This is a genomic window from Klebsiella sp. C349492, from assembly GCF_042055345.1.
Taxonomy (GTDB): domain Bacteria; phylum Pseudomonadota; class Gammaproteobacteria; order Enterobacterales; family Enterobacteriaceae; genus Klebsiella; species Klebsiella scottii.
Genome location: NZ_JANQCE010000006.1, coordinates 321777 through 340362, shown reverse-complemented (window position 1 = coordinate 340362; position 18586 = coordinate 321777). Strand labels below are relative to the sequence as shown.

At 58.0% G+C, this 18586-nt stretch carries 15 protein-coding genes and 1 pseudogene; 9 read left to right on the top strand and 7 right to left on the bottom strand.

Translation table 11 applies throughout. The features are described 5' to 3' along the window. The first annotated feature begins 57 nt into the window (after window positions 1-57). Window positions 58-1320 (top strand): diaminopimelate decarboxylase, encoded by a 1263-nt coding sequence (gene lysA / locus NWP14_RS21600; protein ID WP_095098916.1) that lies wholly within the window; start codon window positions 58-60, stop codon window positions 1318-1320. On the opposite strand, the gene NWP14_RS21595 is transcribed toward lysA, so the two are convergent. Beyond that, the gene (locus NWP14_RS21595; RefSeq protein WP_189339854.1) at window positions 1290-2318 is read right to left on the bottom strand and encodes a LacI family DNA-binding transcriptional regulator; all 1029 of its coding nucleotides are present in this window, start codon (window positions 2316-2318) and stop codon (window positions 1290-1292) included. The genes lysA and NWP14_RS21595 overlap by 31 nt on opposite strands. Before the next feature lie 312 nt (window positions 2319-2630). Between NWP14_RS21595 and NWP14_RS21590 the strand changes: the two genes are divergently transcribed. From NWP14_RS21590 to NWP14_RS21575, 4 genes are all read left to right on the top strand, one after another. Further along, a complete protein-coding gene (locus tag NWP14_RS21590) occupies window positions 2631-3968 on the top strand; it encodes a PTS sugar transporter subunit IIC (RefSeq protein ID WP_095098910.1) in 1338 nt (445 codons plus the stop codon). Between the two features lie 7 nt (window positions 3969-3975). Further along, the gene (locus tag NWP14_RS21585; RefSeq protein ID WP_375215955.1) at window positions 3976-5403 is read left to right on the top strand and encodes a glycoside hydrolase family 1 protein; all 1428 of its coding nucleotides are present in this window, start codon (window positions 3976-3978) and stop codon (window positions 5401-5403) included. A 67-nt stretch (window positions 5404-5470) separates the two neighbouring features. Then, window positions 5471-6244: a GntR family transcriptional regulator gene (locus tag NWP14_RS21580; RefSeq protein WP_041147044.1), complete on the top strand. Its 774-nt coding sequence runs from the start codon at window positions 5471-5473 to the stop codon at window positions 6242-6244. After that, complete coding sequence (locus tag NWP14_RS21575) at window positions 6241-6720, top strand: GNAT family N-acetyltransferase (RefSeq protein ID WP_375215954.1); 480 nt, start codon at window positions 6241-6243, stop codon at window positions 6718-6720. The genes NWP14_RS21580 and NWP14_RS21575 overlap by 4 nt, the downstream gene beginning before the upstream one ends. Here NWP14_RS21575 and galR read toward each other — a convergent pair. Further along, window positions 6681-7697, bottom strand: coding sequence for an HTH-type transcriptional regulator GalR (gene galR, locus NWP14_RS21570; RefSeq protein WP_346430734.1), 1017 nt, complete (start codon window positions 7695-7697; stop codon window positions 6681-6683). The two genes, NWP14_RS21575 and galR, sit on opposite strands and share 40 nt — an antisense overlap. A 781-nt stretch (window positions 7698-8478) precedes the next feature. Here galR and aas point away from each other — a divergent pair. Together aas and lplT are read left to right on the top strand one after the other, a co-directional pair. Continuing rightward, on the top strand, window positions 8479-10638 hold the full coding sequence (aas, locus tag NWP14_RS21565; RefSeq protein ID WP_375215953.1) for a bifunctional acyl-ACP--phospholipid O-acyltransferase/long-chain-fatty-acid--ACP ligase: 2160 nt from the start codon (window positions 8479-8481) through the stop codon (window positions 10636-10638). Further along, window positions 10631-11824, top strand: a complete 1194-nt coding sequence (gene lplT, locus NWP14_RS21560; protein WP_346430735.1) for a lysophospholipid transporter LplT — start codon at window positions 10631-10633, stop codon at window positions 11822-11824. The genes aas and lplT overlap by 8 nt, the downstream gene beginning before the upstream one ends. 57 nt (window positions 11825-11881) lie before the next feature. On the opposite strand, the gene NWP14_RS21555 is transcribed toward lplT, so the two are convergent. The 5 genes and pseudogenes from NWP14_RS21555 to NWP14_RS21535 all read right to left on the bottom strand — a co-directional run. Then, entirely contained in the window at window positions 11882-12922 is a 1041-nt protein-coding gene (locus NWP14_RS21555) for an NADP(H)-dependent aldo-keto reductase (protein ID WP_095098891.1), read from the bottom strand. A 234-nt stretch (window positions 12923-13156) separates the two neighbouring features. Further along, a complete protein-coding gene (locus NWP14_RS21550) occupies window positions 13157-13375 on the bottom strand; it encodes a YgdI/YgdR family lipoprotein (RefSeq protein WP_004867116.1) in 219 nt (72 codons plus the stop codon). A 123-nt stretch (window positions 13376-13498) separates the two neighbouring features. Continuing rightward, entirely contained in the window at window positions 13499-14212 is a 714-nt protein-coding gene (locus NWP14_RS21545; RefSeq protein ID WP_045857424.1) for a TerC family protein, read from the bottom strand. Window positions 14213-14275: 63 nt separating this feature from the next. Beyond that, window positions 14276-14971: a DNA mismatch repair endonuclease MutH gene (gene mutH / locus NWP14_RS21540; protein WP_375215952.1), complete on the bottom strand. Its 696-nt coding sequence runs from the start codon at window positions 14969-14971 to the stop codon at window positions 14276-14278. Between the two features lie 88 nt (window positions 14972-15059). Continuing rightward, window positions 15060-15200 (bottom strand): annotated as a pseudogene (locus tag NWP14_RS21535) (hypothetical protein); the annotation flags it as partial. A 453-nt stretch (window positions 15201-15653) separates the two neighbouring features. Here NWP14_RS21535 and rppH point away from each other — a divergent pair. Together rppH and ptsP are read left to right on the top strand one after the other, a co-directional pair. Continuing rightward, window positions 15654-16184, top strand: a complete 531-nt coding sequence (gene rppH / locus NWP14_RS21530; RefSeq protein WP_095098883.1) for an RNA pyrophosphohydrolase — start codon at window positions 15654-15656, stop codon at window positions 16182-16184. Between the two features lie 12 nt (window positions 16185-16196). Then, the gene (gene ptsP / locus NWP14_RS21525) at window positions 16197-18443 is read left to right on the top strand and encodes a phosphoenolpyruvate--protein phosphotransferase (protein ID WP_346430736.1); all 2247 of its coding nucleotides are present in this window, start codon (window positions 16197-16199) and stop codon (window positions 18441-18443) included. Window positions 18444-18586 lie beyond the last annotated feature (143 nt).

Here is an 18586-nt window from a genome sequence, read left to right as displayed (position 1 = left end):
CAGGCTATGGCGTAATCATAAAAAACACGCACAACGCAGACAACGCCGGAGTTCACCATGCCACGCTCGCTTTACGCCACCGATACCGACCTGACCGCAGATAACCTGCTGCGCCTGCCCGCCGAGTTTGGCTGCCCGGTATGGGTCTACGACGCGCAGATTATTCGCCGCCAGATTGCCCAGCTCAGCAAGTTTGACGTGGTGCGCTTTGCGCAGAAGGCGTGTTCGAATATTCATATCCTGCGCCTGATGCGCGAGCAGGGCGTGAAGGTGGATTCCGTCTCCCTCGGGGAGATTGAGCGCGCGCTGGCGGCGGGCTACGATCCGCAGCAGCATCCGGAAGATATTGTCTTTACAGCCGATCTGATCGACGACGCAACGCTGGAGCGGGTGAAGGAGCTGCAGATCCCGGTGAACGCCGGGTCGGTGGATATGCTGAGCCAGCTGGGGGAAGTTTCGCCGGGCCATCGCGTATGGCTGCGGGTCAATCCGGGATTCGGTCACGGCCACAGCCAGAAAACCAATACCGGCGGTGAAAACAGCAAGCACGGTATCTGGTATAGCCATCTGCCGGCGGCGCTGGAAGTGATGCGCCGCTATCAGCTGCAGCTGGTGGGTATTCACATGCACATTGGCTCAGGGGTGGATTATGCTCACCTGGAGCAGGTGTGCGGCGCGATGGTGCGCCAGGTGATCGAGTTTGGTCAGGATCTGCAGGCGATCTCCGCCGGCGGCGGACTGTCGATCCCTTATCACGAAGACGAAGAGGCGATCGATACCGATCACTATTACGGCCTGTGGAACGCCGCCCGCGAGCAGGTGGCGAAGCATCTGGGGCATCCGGTGAAGCTGGAGATCGAACCGGGTCGTTTCCTGGTGGCGGAATCCGGCGTTCTGGTCTCCCAGGTTCGCAGCGTGAAGGAGATGGGCAGCCGTCACTTTGTGCTGATTGACGCCGGCTTTAACGATTTGATGCGTCCGTCGATGTACGGCAGCTACCACCATATCAGCGCCCTGGCGGCGGACGGTCGCGATCTTAGCGCGGCGCCGATGATTGAAACCGTGGTCGCCGGGCCGCTGTGCGAATCCGGTGACGTCTTCACGCAGCAGGAAGGGGGGAAAGTGGAAACGCGCCTGCTGCCTGACGTGGCGCCGGGCGACTATCTGGTGCTGCACGATACCGGCGCCTACGGCGCGTCTATGTCCTCGAACTACAACAGCCGCCCGCTGCTGCCGGAAGTGCTGTTCGATAACGGCAGCGCGCGGCTGATTCGCCGCCGCCAGACCATTCAGGAACTGCTGGTCTTAGAGCAAGTCTGATCTAAAAAGGGACCCGTCGTTACCGACTCGCGCAGCACCAGCGTGCCGGTAAACGGCGGGATCGTTTCGATCGGCTGATGGTTGGCAAGCTTGATCGCCTGGTCGATGGCGGTGGTGATCATATTATCGATGGGCAGATAGACCGTCGACAGGCCCGGCTCCAGCCATTTTGCGCTGGGGGCGTCATCAAAACCAAATAGCGAAACGTCCTGCGGGATCCGCAGCCCGGCCTGATGCAGCGCTTTTGAGGCGCCGAGCGCCATATCATCGTTACAGGAAAAAAGCGCGCTGAACGGCGTTTTTTCCTCCAGCAGCTCCCGGCACAGCTCGTAGCCGCGGGTCATCGTTGAATCGCCGTATTTAACTTTCTCCGGGTCCCACGCAATACCATTTTTCTTCAGCGCCTTACGGTAACCCTGCAGGCGGGCTTTGCCCGTTGGCGTGTGCATGGGGACGGTCAGGCAGGCGATCTCGCGATGGCCCTGAGTAATCAGATAATTAACCGCCTGGAATGCGGCATCCTCCTGCTCGAAGAACACGCAGCGCTCGCGCGCAAGGCTGACGTCGCGGTTAATCACCACCAGCGGCATATCGACGGAGTCGATCAGCGACATGATCTTCTTTTCGCTCATATGGCGGGTATAGAGGATGATGGCGTCGCACTGGCGATCGGCAAGCATCTGCACCGCTTCTTCTTCGCGCTCCGGCGCATCGTGGCCGTCGGTGACAATCAGCTGCTTGCCCCAGGCTTCCGTCTGGCGCGAAGCCTGCTGCAGCAGACGGCCAAAGTAGAAGCCGTCGAAGGTGGACACCACCAGTCCGATGCTGTTGCTCGTGCGGTTGGCCAGCGAACGGGCGAGAAAGTTCGGCCGATACCCCAGCTCCTCCATCGCTTTGAATACCTGTTGGCGGGTACTCTCTTTTACCTGACCTGTGCCGTTCAACACGCGGGAAACCGTCGCTTTAGAGACGCCTGCGCGAATTGAGACATCCAGCATTGTAGCCATTCATCGATTCCTGATATCACGTGGTGTTTTGCAGTTTATCACAGACATTCAGGGGGATATGACCTCTACGCCGTGCAAAAAACTATCGGGATCACGCTTTTTGCAGGAACTGCGCCGCGGTGAAAGCGATGTTGTCAATGTGGTATGCCAATATTTAATTTTATAAAAATCTGGAATACCAAATAGCGCATTGAGATCTTAATCACAGAAGTTTTTACCACCTCTCACTATTTTTTGGTATGCCAAAAGGTGTTCGGCTGTACACCTGGCGCGCAAGAAGCCCTTAAACCTGAGGTATCCTTTATGGCATTGCAGGAAAAATTGATCGACTCACTGGGGAGTTTCGCCACGAAATTCAACAGCTACCGCTACATCATGGCGATAAAATCCGCCTTTATTACCCTGATGCCGGTGATCATCGTTGGCGCCTTTTCGGTGCTGATCTCAAACATGGTGCTGGACCCGAAAAACGGACTCGCCAGCTTTCAGTCGCTATCGTTTCTCGCCGCGCTCAAGCCGATTACCAGCGCTATCAACTATGCGACCCTCAACTTCCTTAATATCGGCGCGGTGTTTCTGATCGGCATCGAGCTGGGGCGCATTAACGGTATCAAGAGCCTGTTCCCCGGCCTGCTGGCGGTGATTTGCTTTATCTGCGTCACCCCAACCACCGTCGAGATGATGGTTGACGGGCAGCTGCACGTGGTCAAAGACGTGCTGCTGCGCCAGTTTTCAGATACCCGCAGCCTGTTCCTCGGCATGTTTATCGCCATTTTGTCGGTAGAGATTTACTGCTGGCTGGAGACGCGCAAGGGCCTGAAGATAAAGATGCCGGATACCGTGCCGCCGAACGTGGCGGCGTCGTTTTCGGCGCTGATCCCGGCGATTATTACCACCACCGCCATCGCCACCTTTGGCTTTATTTTCCATCAGCTAACCGGCATGTATCTGTATGACGCGGTCTACCTGGTGGTGCAGCAGCCGCTGGAGCGCGTGGTGCAAAGCCTGCCGGGGATCCTGCTGCTGATGTTCGTCGCCCAGCTGTTCTGGGTTATCGGTATTCACGGCAATCAGATGATCAAACCGATCCGCGAGCCGCTGCTGCTGGGCGCGATTACCGTCAATATGAGCGCCTTTGAGCAGGGAAAAGAGGTGCCGAACATCATCACCATGCCGTTCTGGGACGTCTATATGAGCATCGGCGGCTCGGGGCTGACCATTGGCCTGCTGATTGCGGTAATGATCGCCAGCAAGCGCAAGGAGATGAAAGAGATCGCTAAGCTATCGATTGGCCCGGGGCTGTTCAATATTAACGAACCGGTGATTTTCGGTATGCCGATCATGCTCAATCCGATCCTCGCGATCCCCTTTATCATCACGCCGCTGGTGACCGGCAGCATCGGCTACTTCGCGACGGTGGCCGGGTTTGCCGGAAAAGCGGTGGTGATGGTGCCCTGGACCACGCCGCCGCTGATTAACGCCTGGCTCTCTACCGCCGGTTCGATGGGGGCGGTGGTGACCCAGCTGGTTTGTATCATCGCCGCGGTACTGATTTACCTGCCGTTTGTGAAGATTGCCTCCCGCCGTCTGGAAACCGCGCAGCGGCAGGCGGAAAACTCACAGATCGCCAACAACGCCTGAGGATATGATGAGTACAAAAAGGATTGCGATTCCCGACGATTTTATCCTTGGCGCGGCGGCCTCCGCCTGGCAGACCGAGGGCTGGAGCGGCAAGAAAGCGGGGCAGGACTCCTGGCCCGATCTCTGGTATAAACGCGACCGCCACGTCTGGCATAACGGCTACGGCCCGGCGGTGGCCACCGATTTTATCAACCGCTTTCGCGAGGACGTCCAGCTGATGAAGCTGGCGGGCCTGACCCACTACCGCACCTCAATCAACTGGTCGCGCTTTCTGACCGATTATGAAAACGTCACGGTTGATGAGGAGTATGCGGCCTACTATGACCAGCTGTTCGACGAGCTGCTGGCTAACGGCATCGAGCCGATGATCTGCCTTGAACACTACGAGCTGCCGGGCTACCTGCTGGAGCAGTATGGCGGCTGGGCGGCAAAAAAGGTCGTCGAGCTGTTCGTCCGCTACGCGGAGAAGGTGTTTGCCCGCTATCACCAAAAGGTCACGCGCTGGTTTACCTTCAATGAACCGATTGTCGTGCAAACCCGCGTCTACCTTGACGCGCTGCGCTGGCCCTACGAGCAAAATACCGGGACCTGGATGCAGTGGAACCACCACAAGGTGCTGGCGACGGCGAAGGTGGTCAGGCTGTTTCGCGACAAGGGCTATCGCGGAACGGTAGGCTGCATTCTCAATCCGGAAGTGACCTACCCGCGCTCAGCGGCGGCTCACGACGTGCGCGCCGCCGAAGTTTACGATCTGTTCTATAACCGCATCTTCCTCGACCCGCTGGTCCACGGCGAATACCCGCCAGCGCTATTTGCGCTGCTGGCGCAGCACGACGTCGCCTGGGACTACAGCGCCGAAGAGCTGGCGATTATCCGCGACAATACCGTGGATGAGCTGGGCATTAACCTCTACTACCCGCACCGGGTGAAGGCGCCGTCGCGTGCCTGGCACCCGCAGACGCCGTTCCATCCGGCCTGGTATTACGAACCCTTCGAGCTGCCCGGGCGGCGAATGAACGCCTCCCGCGGCTGGGAAATCTATCCGCGTATTGTTTTTGATATGGCGATGCGGATTAAAAATGATTACCGCAATATTCCGTGGTTTATCGCCGAAAGCGGCATGGGCGTCGAAAACGAAGGGCAGTTTCGCAACGGCGAAGGCATGATTGTCGATGAGTACCGCATTCGCTTTATCAGCGAGCATCTCTGGCAAACGCTGCTCGCACGGGAGGCGGGAGCCAACTGTCACGGCTACATGCTGTGGGCGTTTACCGACAACGTGTCGCCGATGAACGCGTTTAAAAATCGCTACGGGCTGATTGAAATCGATCTGCAGAACGACCGGGCGCGGCGGCCGAAGGCTTCCGCCAGCTGGTTTCGCACGCTGCGCGAAAGCCGCGAGCTGACGCTGGATATCGACGATGAGTTGCGCTAGCCCGGCGTAAATTTTGCTAAGATAGCGCCGATATGGATTCACTCGCAGACAAGGCACAGGTGATATTGTGGAGAAGGCTATCATTCCGCCGGAAAAGAAACCCTACCAGGAAATTGGCGATGATTTACGCGCCCAGATTGCGCAGGGGCGTTACCCCATCGGGTCGCGACTGCCGCCGGAACGCAATATCGCCGAAACCTACGGCGTCAGCCGCACCATCGTCCGCGAAGCCCTGCTGATGCTGGAGCTGCAGGGCACGGTCGATATTCGCCAGGGCTCGGGAGTTTACGTGATGCGTATCCCCCACGAGGATGATAGCGAGGAAGAGCAGATGCTGAGCAGCGACGTCGGTCCGTTTGAAATTCTGCAGGCCCGCCAGCTGCTGGAGAGCAATATTGCCGCCTTTGCGGCAAAAATGGCGACGCGTGCCGATATCGACAACCTCAAGCGCATCATCGAGCAGGAGCAGCGGGCGATTGCCGGCAACGACGCCTCCCAGGATAACGCGCGGATGTTTCACCTGGTGCTGGCCGGGGCGACGCAAAACCAGATGCTGCTGGCAACGGTTGAGCGTATCTGGCTGCAGATGGACAGCAGCCCGCTCTGGCAGCAGTTTAACGCGCATATAGCCAGCCGCGCCTATCGCCTGAAGTGGCTCGGTGAACGGCAGGCGATTCTCGCCGCGCTGCGCCGTCGCGACGTGATGGGCGCCTGGCAGGCGATGTGGCAGCACCTGGAAAATGTTAAAAACAGCCTGCTGGAGCTGTCGGACGAAGACGCGCCGGACTTCGACGGCTACCTGTTTGAGTCGGTACCGATCTTTCAGGGAAAGCCGGTATGACCATTCTGCCCCTGTACGCCGCGCCGCAGCACGCGCCGCAGGTCGCGGAGTGGCTGTGGCAGGCCTTTGGCGGCGAGACGCTGCCGCGGGCGTTTTTTGCCAGCATCGTCGCCCACAGCCAGACGCCGGGGGCGCTGCCGCTGACCTTTATTGCCGTTGAGGGCGAGCTTCTGCTGGGAACGGTGGGGCTCTGGCGCTGCGATCTGATCAGCCGCCAGGACCTGTTTCCGTGGATGGCGGCGCTGTACGTTGCCGAAGCGGCGCGCGGGCAGGGGCTGGCGGGGAAACTGCAGCAGCATGTTATTGATTATGCCCGCCGGAGCGGCTATCCGCAGCTGCATCTCTACTCCGCCTGCCGGGATTTTTATGAGCGCTTCGGCTGGCGCTATATCGGCGAAGGCCTCGATTATCCGGCCACCGCCGTGCACCTCTACCGCTACGACCTGTCGCTCTCTAATGGGGCGATCACCGAGTGACGGCGAACCAGCGTCGGGCTGAACAGGTGGGTGATTTCCGGCGGCGGGAGTCTGTCCGCCAGCGCTAGCGCCAGTTCGGCCGCCTGGGTCGCCATGGTGACAATCGGGTAGCGCACCGTGGTCAGACGCGGGCGAACGTAGCGGGATATCAAAACATCATCAAAGCCAATCAGCGAAATCTCGCGCGGTACGTCGATGCCGTTATCGTTCAGCACCCCCATCGCGCCTGCGGCCATCGAGTCGTTGTAGCAGGCGACGGCGGTGAAATTCCTGCCGCGTCCCAGCAGTTCGGTCATCGCCTGTTCGCCGCCGCTTTCATCAGGCTCGGCAAACGTCACCAGCCGATCGTTAATGGCAATACCGCTCTCTTTGAGCGCGTCGTAATAGCCCTGCAGACGATCTTCGGCATCCGAAATCGCATGGTTGGAGCACAGATAGCCGATGCGGGTATGGCCCTGCTGGATCAGATGCCGGGTCGCCAGCCACGCGCCGTAGCGGTCGTCCAGGGCAACGCAGCGCTGCTCAAAGCCGGACAATATGCGGTTGATAAGCACCATGCCGGGAATTTGCTTCATCAGCCCGGCAAGCTCGTCATCGGGGATCATTTTAGCGTGTACCACCAGCGCCGCGCAGCGGTGGCGGATGAGCTGTTCAATCGCCTGGCGCTCTTTTTGGATGCTGTGGTAGCCGTTGCCAATCAGCAAAAAGTTGCCGGTATTGTAGGCGACCTGCTCGACGGCTTTGACCATGGCGCCGAAAAAGGGGTCGGATACGTCGCCCACCACCAGGCCTACGGTTTCCGTTGACTGCTGCGCCAGCGCGCGGGCGTTCGCGTTCGGGTGGTAATTCAGCGTTTCCATCGCCGCGGTGACCGACTGACGGGAAGCCTCGCTGGCTTTCGGGGAGTTGTTGATCACGCGGGATACGGTAGCGACGGACACTCCAGCGAGTCGGGCTACATCCTTAATTGTCGCCATACCAGACCTTTTATAGGGTAAGCGTTTACATTGAGGTTATGTTACGGGAAAGCTCGGCAGATTCAAGGATAAGGGCTAACGGGTTAACGCAAATGTGATGCAGGTTTGCCTTGCTGATGACAAAGTTACACACAGCCGGCGCGGTGAATGAAACGGCGAGCGGTAAATTCACACCTTTGGTTACACTTTGCGATTAGCTGTTGCGAATGTTCGCTGGTTTCTCTGTTCACTGCATTGATATTCTTGTTATCCCAGAGGTATTGATAGGTGGAGTCGACTTCACGTTGACCACTCTAATTACACCAGCCTGCGCAGATGCGCAGGTTTTTTTTGCCCGTCGTAACGCCCCGTGCCGTTCACCCGCAGCGGAAATCATCAGGATGCTCGCACCAACCATGAACGGAACCTTCCTCCGAACACAGAGAAAGAAAACGTCCTCACCCAAACCAGCCTGAACACAAAAAAACCGCCAAAATCCTCGCACCGTTTTTTCCTGCTATCCGCCGCTGTTACAGTTAGCGAAAATGGTAATAACTGGTTGCACTTAGGCTTATTCCCTTGCGTTTTAACGCTGGTGTCTCGGGGCTAAAAAACCTGACAATCAGGGTCCCAGAGGTATTGATAGGTGAGTTTGTTAAGTACGCATTTCGTACTGATTATCTTGCACCGGCCTGCGCAGATGCGCAGGTTTTTTTTATCCTGAAAATTCTCCCCCACACTGCTTTCAAGCGCCTTCTCGTGTAACCTGCAATGACTTAATAACCGGTCAAATGGAGTTGTTATGCTTTTGGCATTTTTCAGGCTGCTGTTCAAAGGAATGTACCGGGTCAGGCTGACCGGTGACACGCAGGCTCTGCAAGGCAAAAAGGTCCTGATTACCCCGAACCACGTCTCTTTCCTTGACGGGGTCCTGCTGGCGCTGTTTCTACCCGTTCGCCCGGTCTTTGCGGTGTACTCTTCCATCAGCCAGCGCTGGTTTATGCGCGCGCTGTCGCCGATTATCGACTTTGTCCCGCTTGACCCGACAAAACCGATGTCGATTAAACACCTCGTGCGCCTGATTGAGCAGGGGCGGCCGGTGGTTATCTTCCCGGAAGGACGCATCTCGGTGAGCGGATCGCTCATGAAAATCTATGATGGGGCCGCGTTCGTTGCCGCGAAGTCGCAGGCCACCATTATTCCGCTGCGTATCGAAGGCGCCGAGCTGACCCCGTTCAGCCGCCTGAAAGGGCTGGTCAGACGCCGCCTGTTCCCGCGTATCCGGCTGCACCTGCTGCCGCCAACGCATCTGCCGATGCCGGAAGCGCCGCGGGCCCGCGATCGCCGCAAAATTGCCGGCGAAATGCTGCATCAGATAATGATGGAAGCGCGGATGGCGGTACGTCCGCGGGAAACGCTGTATGAATCTCTGCTGGCGGCGCAGGACCGTTTCGGCGCGCGGAAAAACTGCGTGGAAGATATTAACTTCCAGCCGGATACCTATCGCAAGCTGCTGACCAAAACGCTGTTTGTCGCGCGTATTCTGGAAAAATACAGCGCTCAGGGCGAAAAAATCGGCCTGATGCTGCCGAACGCCGGGATCAGCGCGGCGGTGATTTTTGGCGCGATTGCGCGCGGGCGTATTCCGGCGATGATGAACTATACCGCCGGGGTAAAAGGCCTGAGCAGCGCGATTACCGCCGCTGAAATCAAAACCGTGTTCACCTCCCGCACCTTCCTCGATAAGGGCAAGCTCTGGCACCTGCCGGAGCAGCTGACCCAGGTGCGCTGGGTATTTCTGGAGGATTTAAAAGGCGAGGTGACCAGCGCCGATAAGCTGTGGATCTTCAGCCATCTGCTGATGCCGAAGCTGGCGCAGGTCAGGCAGCAGCCGGAAGATGCGGCAATCATTCTCTTCACCTCCGGTTCGGAAGGCCACCCCAAAGGCGTGGTGCATAGCCACAAGAGCATTCTTGCCAACGTCGAGCAGATTAAAACCATCGCCGATTTTACCGCCAACGACCGCTTTATGTCGGCGCTGCCGCTGTTCCACTCCTTTGGCCTGACGGTTGGCCTGTTCACGCCGCTGTTTACCGGAGCGGAAGTGTTTCTCTATCCCAGCCCGCTGCACTACCGCGTGGTGCCGGAGCTGGTATATGACCGCAACTGTACGGTGCTGTTCGGCACCTCAACTTTCCTCGGGAACTATGCCCGCTTCGCCAATCCCTACGATTTTTATCGTCTGCGCTACGTGGTGGCCGGGGCGGAAAAACTTCAGGACAGCACTAAACAGCTGTGGCAGGACAAGTTTGGCCTGCGCATCCTCGAAGGTTATGGCGTAACCGAGTGCGCGCCGGTGGTGTCAATTAACGTCCCGATGGCGGCTAAGGTGGGCACCGTTGGCCGGATACTGCCGGGAATGGACGCGCGCCTGCTGGCGATGCCGGGCATTGAACAGGGCGGTCGCCTGCAGCTTAAAGGGCCGAACATTATGAACGGCTATCTGCGGGTGGAAAATCCGGGCGTGCTGGAAGCGCCGGAGGCGGAAAACCAGCATGGCGAAATGGAGAGCGGCTGGTATGACACCGGGGATATCGTCGTCTTCGACGAGCAGGGATATGTTCGTATTCAGGGGCGCGCGAAGCGCTTTGCTAAAATTGCCGGTGAGATGGTGTCGCTGGAGATGGTCGAGCAGATGGCGCTGGCGGTCTCTCCTGACAGGATGCACGGTACGGCCATCAGGCAGGATGCCAGCAAAGGCGAGGCCTTAGTGCTCTTCACCACCGATAATGAACTGAATCGTGAAAAGCTGCTGCGCTACGCTCGTGAACACGGCGTGCCGGAGCTGGCGGTTCCGCGCGACATTCGCTGGCTGAAGCAGCTCCCGGTTCTGGGCAGCGGCAAGCCGGACTTTGTCACCCTTAAAAGTATGGTTGAACAGACGGAACATTCTGATGAGTGAGTCAGTACACACTAACAATTCGCTGTACTCGAAGGGGATGGTGGCGGTTATCTGCGCCCAGTTTTTGTCGGCATTTGGCGATAACGCGCTGCTGTTTGCGACCCTCGCGCTGATGAAGCAGCAGCTCTACCCGGACTGGAGCCAGCCGGTGATGCAGATGCTGTTTGTGGGCGCTTACATTCTCTTTGCGCCGTTTGTCGGGCAGTTTGCCGACAGCTTCGCCAAGGGACGGGTGATGATGGTCGCCAACGGCATGAAGCTGGTTGGCGCCGGCTGTATCTGCTTCGGCGTGAACCCGTTTCTCGGCTACACCCTGGTCGGCATCGGCGCGGCCGCCTATTCCCCGGCGAAATACGGCATCCTGGGCGAGCTGACCACCGGCGATAAGCTGGTGAAAGCCAATGGCCTGATGGAGTCCTCGACCATCGCGGCGATTCTGCTGGGCTCGATGGCGGGCGGCATCCTTGCGGACTGGCACGTTCTGGCGGCGCTGGCCCTCTGCGCGCTGGTTTACGGCGCAGCGGTGGTGGCGAACCTGTGGATCCCGAAACTGCCCGCGGCCCGTCCGGGACAATCATGGCGCTTTACGCCGATGACCCACAGCTTCTTCAGCGCCTGCAAAACGCTGTGGCGCAACGGGGAGACCCGCTTTTCGCTGGTGGGAACCAGCCTGTTCTGGGGGGCCGGCGTAACGCTGCGCTTCCTGCTGGTGCTGTGGGTACCCGTGGCGCTTGGGATCGCCAGCAACGCCATGCCCACCTACCTTAATGCGATGGTCGCGGTGGGGATTGTGCTGGGTGCGGGTGCGGCGGCGAAGCTGGTGACGCTGCAGACGGTCTCCCGCTGCATGCCTGCCGGGATTCTGATTGGTATCGCGGTGATCTTTTTTACCCTTCAGCATGCGCTTCTGCCGGCGTTTGGCCTGCTGCTGCTGCTCGGCGTGTTCGGCGGCTTCTTTATCGTGCCGCTTAACGCGCTGCTGCAGGAGCGCGGCAGGCATACCGTCGGCGCGGGCAACGCGATAGCGGTACAAAACCTCGGCGAAAACGTCGCCATGCTGCTGATGCTGGGGCTCTATTCGCTGGCGGTCAAGGCGGGTATTCCGGTCGTTGGCGTCGGGGTTGGTTTTGGTGCGGTGTTCGCGCTGGCCATCGCCGCCCTGTGGCTCTGGGGACGGCGGCGCTAGAACGTCTTGCGCTTACCGGGCTACGACGGTGCGGCTGCCGTAGCCCGGATAAGCCGTTTACGGCGCCGGGTAGGTATAAATCCGGTGCACCGCTTCAATCTCCGCCAGAACCTCCTCGCTGAGTTCAAGATGCAGGCTTTCGACGTTGGTCTTCAGCTGATCCAGCGAAGTGGCGCCGAGCAGAGTGCTGGCGACAAACGGCTGACGGCGCACGAAGGCCAGCGCCATTTGTGCCGGATCGAGGTTATGCCGTTTTGCGATATCGACATATGCCGCGACCGCCAGCTGTGTCTGCTCGCCGCTGTAGCGCGTAAAGCGGCTGAACAGGGTGTTGCGCGCCCCGGCTGGCTTCGCGCCGTTGAGATACTTCCCGGTCAGCGTACCGAATGCCAGGCAGGAGTAGGCCAGCAGCTCTACGCCTTCATACTGGCTTACCTCCGACAGCGCAACCTCATAGCTGCGGTTCACCAGGCTATACGGGTTCTGGATGGTGACAATACGCGGCAGGTCGTGCTTATCCGCGAGGTGCAGATAGCGCATCACGCCAAACGCCGTCTCGTTGGAAACGCCGATATAGCGGATTTTGCCGGCGCGCTGGAATTCGGTTAGCGCTTCCAGGGTATCCAGCAGGGTGACCACCGGCGCGGAGTCGGTCCAGGTGTAGCCCAGCTTGCCGAAGCAGTTGGTCGGGCGCTGCGGCCAGTGAACCTGGTAAAGATCGAGATAATCGGTCTGCAGGCGCTTCAGGCTATCGTGCAGAGCGTCGCGGATATTTTTGCGATCCAGAACGTGATTCGGACGGATGCTGCTGTCGTTGTTACGCGCAGGGCCGCTGACTTTGGAGGCGATAACCAGCTTTTCGCGGCTGCCGTGTTTCGCCAGCCAGTTGCCGACGTAGGTTTCCGTCAGCCCCTGAGTTTCCGGGCGCGGCGGGACAGGATACATTTCAGCGACATCAATCAGGTTGATGCCCTGGCTGACAGCGTAGTCGAGCTGTTGGTGAGCGTCGGCCTCGCTATTCTGTTCACCAAAAGTCATAGTGCCCAGCCCCAGCGTGCTGATTTCGAGAGAACTGTGTGGGATACGGTGATACTGCATAGCCGGCTTCCTTTTTTATCGACAAGGTCAGGCTTTCCCCGACAAAGGAGTATCAAAATGGCAGAGGGGAAGAAAAAGAGGAAGTAAAAAGATCAAAAAAGCCGGGCTGGTGGGGTCCGCAGGCTGCTGTCGCGGACGTATCAGGTTTACCCGACTCTTTTCTCAACACCGAGGCTGGTTGCAGAGGGCGCGTTGCCAGGCGATTGCCGGCAAGCGGCGAGCCGCCGCAATCTTTTAGCGCTTAATAATTTGTGAAACGTCGTCACGATTGATCTGCATTTTATTGCCCTGCTGATCTTCGTAGCTGATAAGACCGGTATCGTCGTCAACCGCCGGCTTACCGTCGGTCAAAATCATGCGCCCGTCTTTTGTCGCCATAACGTAATCGCTGCTGCAACCGGAAACCGAGAAGGCCAGTCCTACGGCGGAAATCAACACTGCCCATTTTTTCATCGTTAACACCTCTATAATGGTCGCACCTCACACCAGTGTATTAATAGCCTGATTTGTGAGACATAAAAAGCAGTAAAGTCTTAAAAAAGATTGCAGCCCAGGTTTGGGCTGCATTTTTGCGGGTTACAGCGGATTTTTTTTATTACGCAGCAGGTTGAGGCTTTCGACGGCAATCGAGAAGAACATCGCGAAGTAGATGTAGCCTTTCGGGATATGGATACCGAAGCTTTCGAGCATCAGGGTAAAGCCAACCAGAATCAAAAACGCCAGCGCCAGCATTTTCACCGACGGGTGGCGGTCAACAAAGTCGCCAATCGAGCGGGCGGCAAACATCATCACCAGCACCGCGATAACCACCGCGGCCATCATGATGAACAGATGGTCCGAGAGCCCAACGGCGGTGATCACCGAATCGAGGCTGAAAATGATATCCAGCAGCATAATCTGCACAATTGCGCCCATAAAAGAGTGGACGTTGGTCTTCGGCCCTTCCTCTTCCCCCTCGATCGATTCGTGGATCTCTTTACTGGCTTTCCAGATCAGGAACAGGCCGCCGAGCAGCAGGATCAGATCGCGGAAGGAGACGTCGTGGCCGAACGCGCTAAACAGCGGATTGGTCAGCTTAACGACCCAGGCGATAGAGGCCAGCAGCCCAAGACGCATGAGCATTGCGCCCATTAACCCGATGCGTCGCGCGTGGGCGCGCTGGGCGGTGGGTAGTTTGGCAACAACCAGAGAGAGAAAAATAATATTGTCGATCCCGAGTACGATTTCCAGCAACGTCAGCGTACCCAGCGCCAGCCAGGCGTTAGGATCGGTTATCCATGCAAATAACATTGTTCAAAGTCCTGCAAAAAAGAAAGTAGCAATTATATGCAACCCGGCAGGCAGAACAAAAAATTAATCGTGGCTGAGCAGAAAATGGCGAGCCAGCAGGGCGGCGGTGAAGTTTTTCTTCAGGTAGAAACCGCGCGGCAGGGTGAGGATCGGTTCGCCGTGTGCGCCGATAGCCTCGGTTAAGGCTTTACTGTTGGCGGCTTTCGGGCGCAGCTGCAGCACTTCGCCGTGGCGGGCGGTAATGCGTTCGACCTGACCCAGCACGATCACATCCATTAACTCTTCCCAGTCCATTCGCAGCTGCCGATCCTCTTCTTCGTTGGGGGTCCAAAGCAGCGGCGCCCCGACCCGACGCTGCGCGAGCGGGATCGCGCGATCGCCCTCTACCGGCACCCACAGCACGCGCTTGAGCTTATGGCGGACGTGGCTGCTCTCCCAGGTAACTCCGCTGTTGCCGGTGAGCGGAGCGACGCAGACAAAGGTGGTTTCCAGCGGCCGCCCCTGGGCGTCCACGGGGATCGTTTTCAGCTCGACGCCCAGCGCGGCGAAATCCTGCTCGGGTTTACTCCCGGCGCTGGCGCCTAGCCAAATCTCCAGCAGGATGCCCGTCCATCCTTTATCGCGCTTCAGATCGCGCGGAATCGGAATACCCGCCAGCGCGGCTAGCTCACCCAGCGAATAGCCCGCCAGCCGCTGGGCCTGGGCTAAAAGCTGCTGCTGGGTTTGCGGCGGTGCAAGCAGGGGCGAGAGGGTGGGCATAAGATGAAACCTCTGGTTAAAAAATAAGCGCTATTTTTGTGCGTTGTGGATAGAGTTTACCTTTTCCTGGGTAAGTATGACAATTTGATGATTCATATGACTTTTTTTTGTCTTTTTTGCCGCGAAAAAAATTACCGCGGCGGGTTTTCCAGAACTGGTCACTGGCAATGAACAGGATCTTACACCATGTTATCCACAGAAAAGTGGGATAACTGGGGAAAAGCGTCACTACTGTTTCCATTTACAGCCTTGACGTGCGACGAAAATCGAATTTTTAGACAAAATATGTCCGATGAGCTCGCGTAATCTGTGGATAAAACCGACATTGTTCGATCTTTCATCAGTTCCGGGATCGCATGTGTGATGATCATCACGTTATGCTGTAATTTATGAAAATAATGCATTCTAACTTAATGAATATAATGCCATTATTAAATATGGCTATGGGTAAGCGTTTAGGACTACTCCGGGTTTTCCCTGGGTAATTCCATACTTCTTCACAACTCTATCCACAGAAAAAGTGAATAAAATGGCGCTGTGATGGCTAACGCTGTTTATAACTCTGCTGATAACTGTGAGTTATTCAAATGTTATTCGTGAGCCGTGTGACAACAGAGTGGTTTACCGTTTCCGGCGAGTGTGAAACAATCGTTCACATTGAAGATTATTTTGAGGTAGTCCGGTGATTGATGACGATGGCTACCGCCCAAATGTCGGTATTGTAATCTGTAATCGCCAGGGCCAGGTTATGTGGGCCAGGCGCTATGGTCAGCACTCGTGGCAGTTCCCGCAAGGGGGCATTAATCCAGGAGAATCAGCCGAGCAGGCAATGTATCGGGAATTGTTTGAAGAGGTTGGGCTAAGTCGTAAAGATGTCCGCATTCTGGCCTCTACCCGTAACTGGTTGCGTTACAAATTGCCTAAACGTTTGGTGCGTTGGGACACGAAGCCGGTTTGTATCGGCCAGAAACAGAAGTGGTTTCTTCTGCAGTTGATCGGCAGCGATACGGAAGTCAATATGCAAACCAGCAGCACGCCTGAGTTCGACGGCTGGCGCTGGGTAAGCTACTGGTATCCGGTTCGTCAGGTGGTATCGTTTAAGCGCGACGTTTACCGCCGGGTGATGAAAGAGTTCGCCAGCGTCACGATGTCGCTGGCCGAAACGGCACCTAAGCCGCAAAGCGCGCCTGCATATCGACGTAAAAGAGGTTAAGCCACGCACATTATGCTCACTCGGTTACGAGAAATCGTCGAGAAGGTCGCGAGTGCCCCGCGTTTAAACGAGGCGCTGGATATCCTGGTTACGGATATCTGCAAAGCGATGGAAACGGAAGTCTGCTCGGTTTATCTGGCCGACCACGACCGACGCTGCTACTACCTGATGGCGACTCGCGGGCTGAAAAAACCTCGCGGTCGCACCGTTGCGCTCGCTTTTGACGAAGGCCTTGTGGGTCTTGTCGGGCGCCTTGCGGAGCCCATCAACCTTGCCGATGCGCAAAAACACCCCAGCTTTAAATATATTCCGGCCGTAAAAGAGGACCGCTTCCGCGCTTTTCTTGGCGTGCCGATTATCCAGCGCCGTCAGCTGCTGGGCGTGCTGGTGGTGCAGCAGCGCGAGCTGCGTCAGTTTGACGAAAGCGAGGAGTCCTTCCTCGTTACCCTGGCGACGCAGATGGCCGCCATTCTCTCCCAGTCGCAGCTGACCGCGCTATTTGGCCAGTATCGCCAGACGCGAATCCGCGCGCTGCCCGCCTCATCGGGGGTGGCAATCGCCGAAGGCTGGATGGACGTCAGCCTGCCGCAGATGGAGCAGGTGTACGAAGCCTCAACGCTGGACACGGCTTCCGAGCGCGAGCGTCTCACCGGAGCGCTGGAAGAGGCGGCCAGCGAGTTTCGTCGCTACAGTAAGCGCTACGCCGCCGGGGCGCAAAAAGAGACGTCGGCTATCTTCGACCTCTATTCACACCTGCTCTCCGACGCGCGCCTGCGTCGCGAACTCTTTGCGGAAGTAGACAAAGGGGCCGTCGCCGAATGGGCGGTGAAAAAAATTATCGAGAAATTCGCTGAGCAGTTTGCGGCGCTCAGCGACGGCTATCTTAAAGAACGGGCCGGCGATCTGCGCACGCTGGGCCAGCGGCTGCTGTTTCATCTTGACGATACGACTCAGGGGCCAAACACCTGGCCGGAACGTATCGTCCTTGTCGCCGACGAGCTCTCGGCGACGACGCTGGCGGAAGTCCCCCAGGACAGGCTGGTAGGCGTTGTCGTACGCGATGGAGCGGCCAACTCGCATGCTGCCATCATGGTGCGCGCGCTGGGGATCCCGACGGTTATGGGGGCCGACATTCAGCCTTCATTGCTTCATGGGCATACCCTGGTTGTGGACGGCTACCGCGGCGAGCTGCTGGTCGACCCGGAACCGGCGTTGCTGAAAGAGTATCAGCGCCTGATCAGCGAAGAGAACGAACTCAGCCGCCTGGCGGAAGATGACCTTGAGCGCGCCTCTGAGCTGAAAAGCGGTGAGCGGGTTAAGGTCATGCTGAACGCCGGCCTGAGCCTCGGTCATGAAGAGAAGCTCGGCGGCTTTATTGACGGTATCGGCCTGTACCGCACCGAAATCCCCTTTATGCTGCAGAGCGGCTTTCCGTCGGAAGAGGAGCAGGTCGCCCAGTATCAGGGCATGCTGCAGATGTTTAACGAGAAGCCGGTTACGCTGCGTACCCTCGACATCGGCGCGGATAAGCAGCTGCCGTATATGCCGATCAGCGAAGAGAATCCGTGCCTCGGCTGGCGCGGGATCCGCATTACGCTCGATCAGCCGGAGATCTTCCTGATTCAGGTGCGGGCGATGCTGCGCGCGAATGCCGCCACCGGCAACCTCAGCATTTTGCTGCCGATGGTCACCAGCCTCGATGAGGTCGACGAGGCGCGCCGTCTGATCGACCGCGCCAGCCGCGAAGTTGAAGAGATGATTGGCTACGCCATTCCGCGCCCGCGCATCGGCGTGATGCTGGAGGTGCCGTCGATGGTCTTCATGCTGGCGCAGCTGGCCAGCCGCGTCGATTTTATCTCCGTCGGCACCAATGACCTGACGCAGTACATCCTCGCCGTCGATCGCAACAATACCCGGGTGGCGAATATGTACGACAGCCTGCATCCTGCGGTGCTGCGGGCGCTGGCGATGATTGCCCGCGACGCCGAGCGCTTCGGCATCGACCTGCGGCTTTGTGGCGAAATGGCCGGAGATCCGATGTGCGTCACCATTCTGATTGGCCTTGGCTATCGCCACCTGTCGATGAACGGCCGGTCGGTGGCAAGGGTCAAATACCTGCTGCGCCGCATTGACATCGAAGAGGCCCAGGAGCTTTCCCGGCGTAGCCTGGAGGCGCAGATGACGACGGAAGTTCGCCATCAGGTTGCGGCCTTTATGGAGCGTCGAGGGTTGGGTGGCCTGATTCGCGGCGGTCGATAGTTCTGATGAGGCGTTTGCGCCGCTCTCCGGGTATTCCCGGCCCGGACGGGCGCATCGCGCCGGCCGCAGGGAAATTTTCCGGCGCTTATTCGCATTCGTATACATATCTTTTACACGCCCGGCGCGGATCGCGCCGGGCGCTT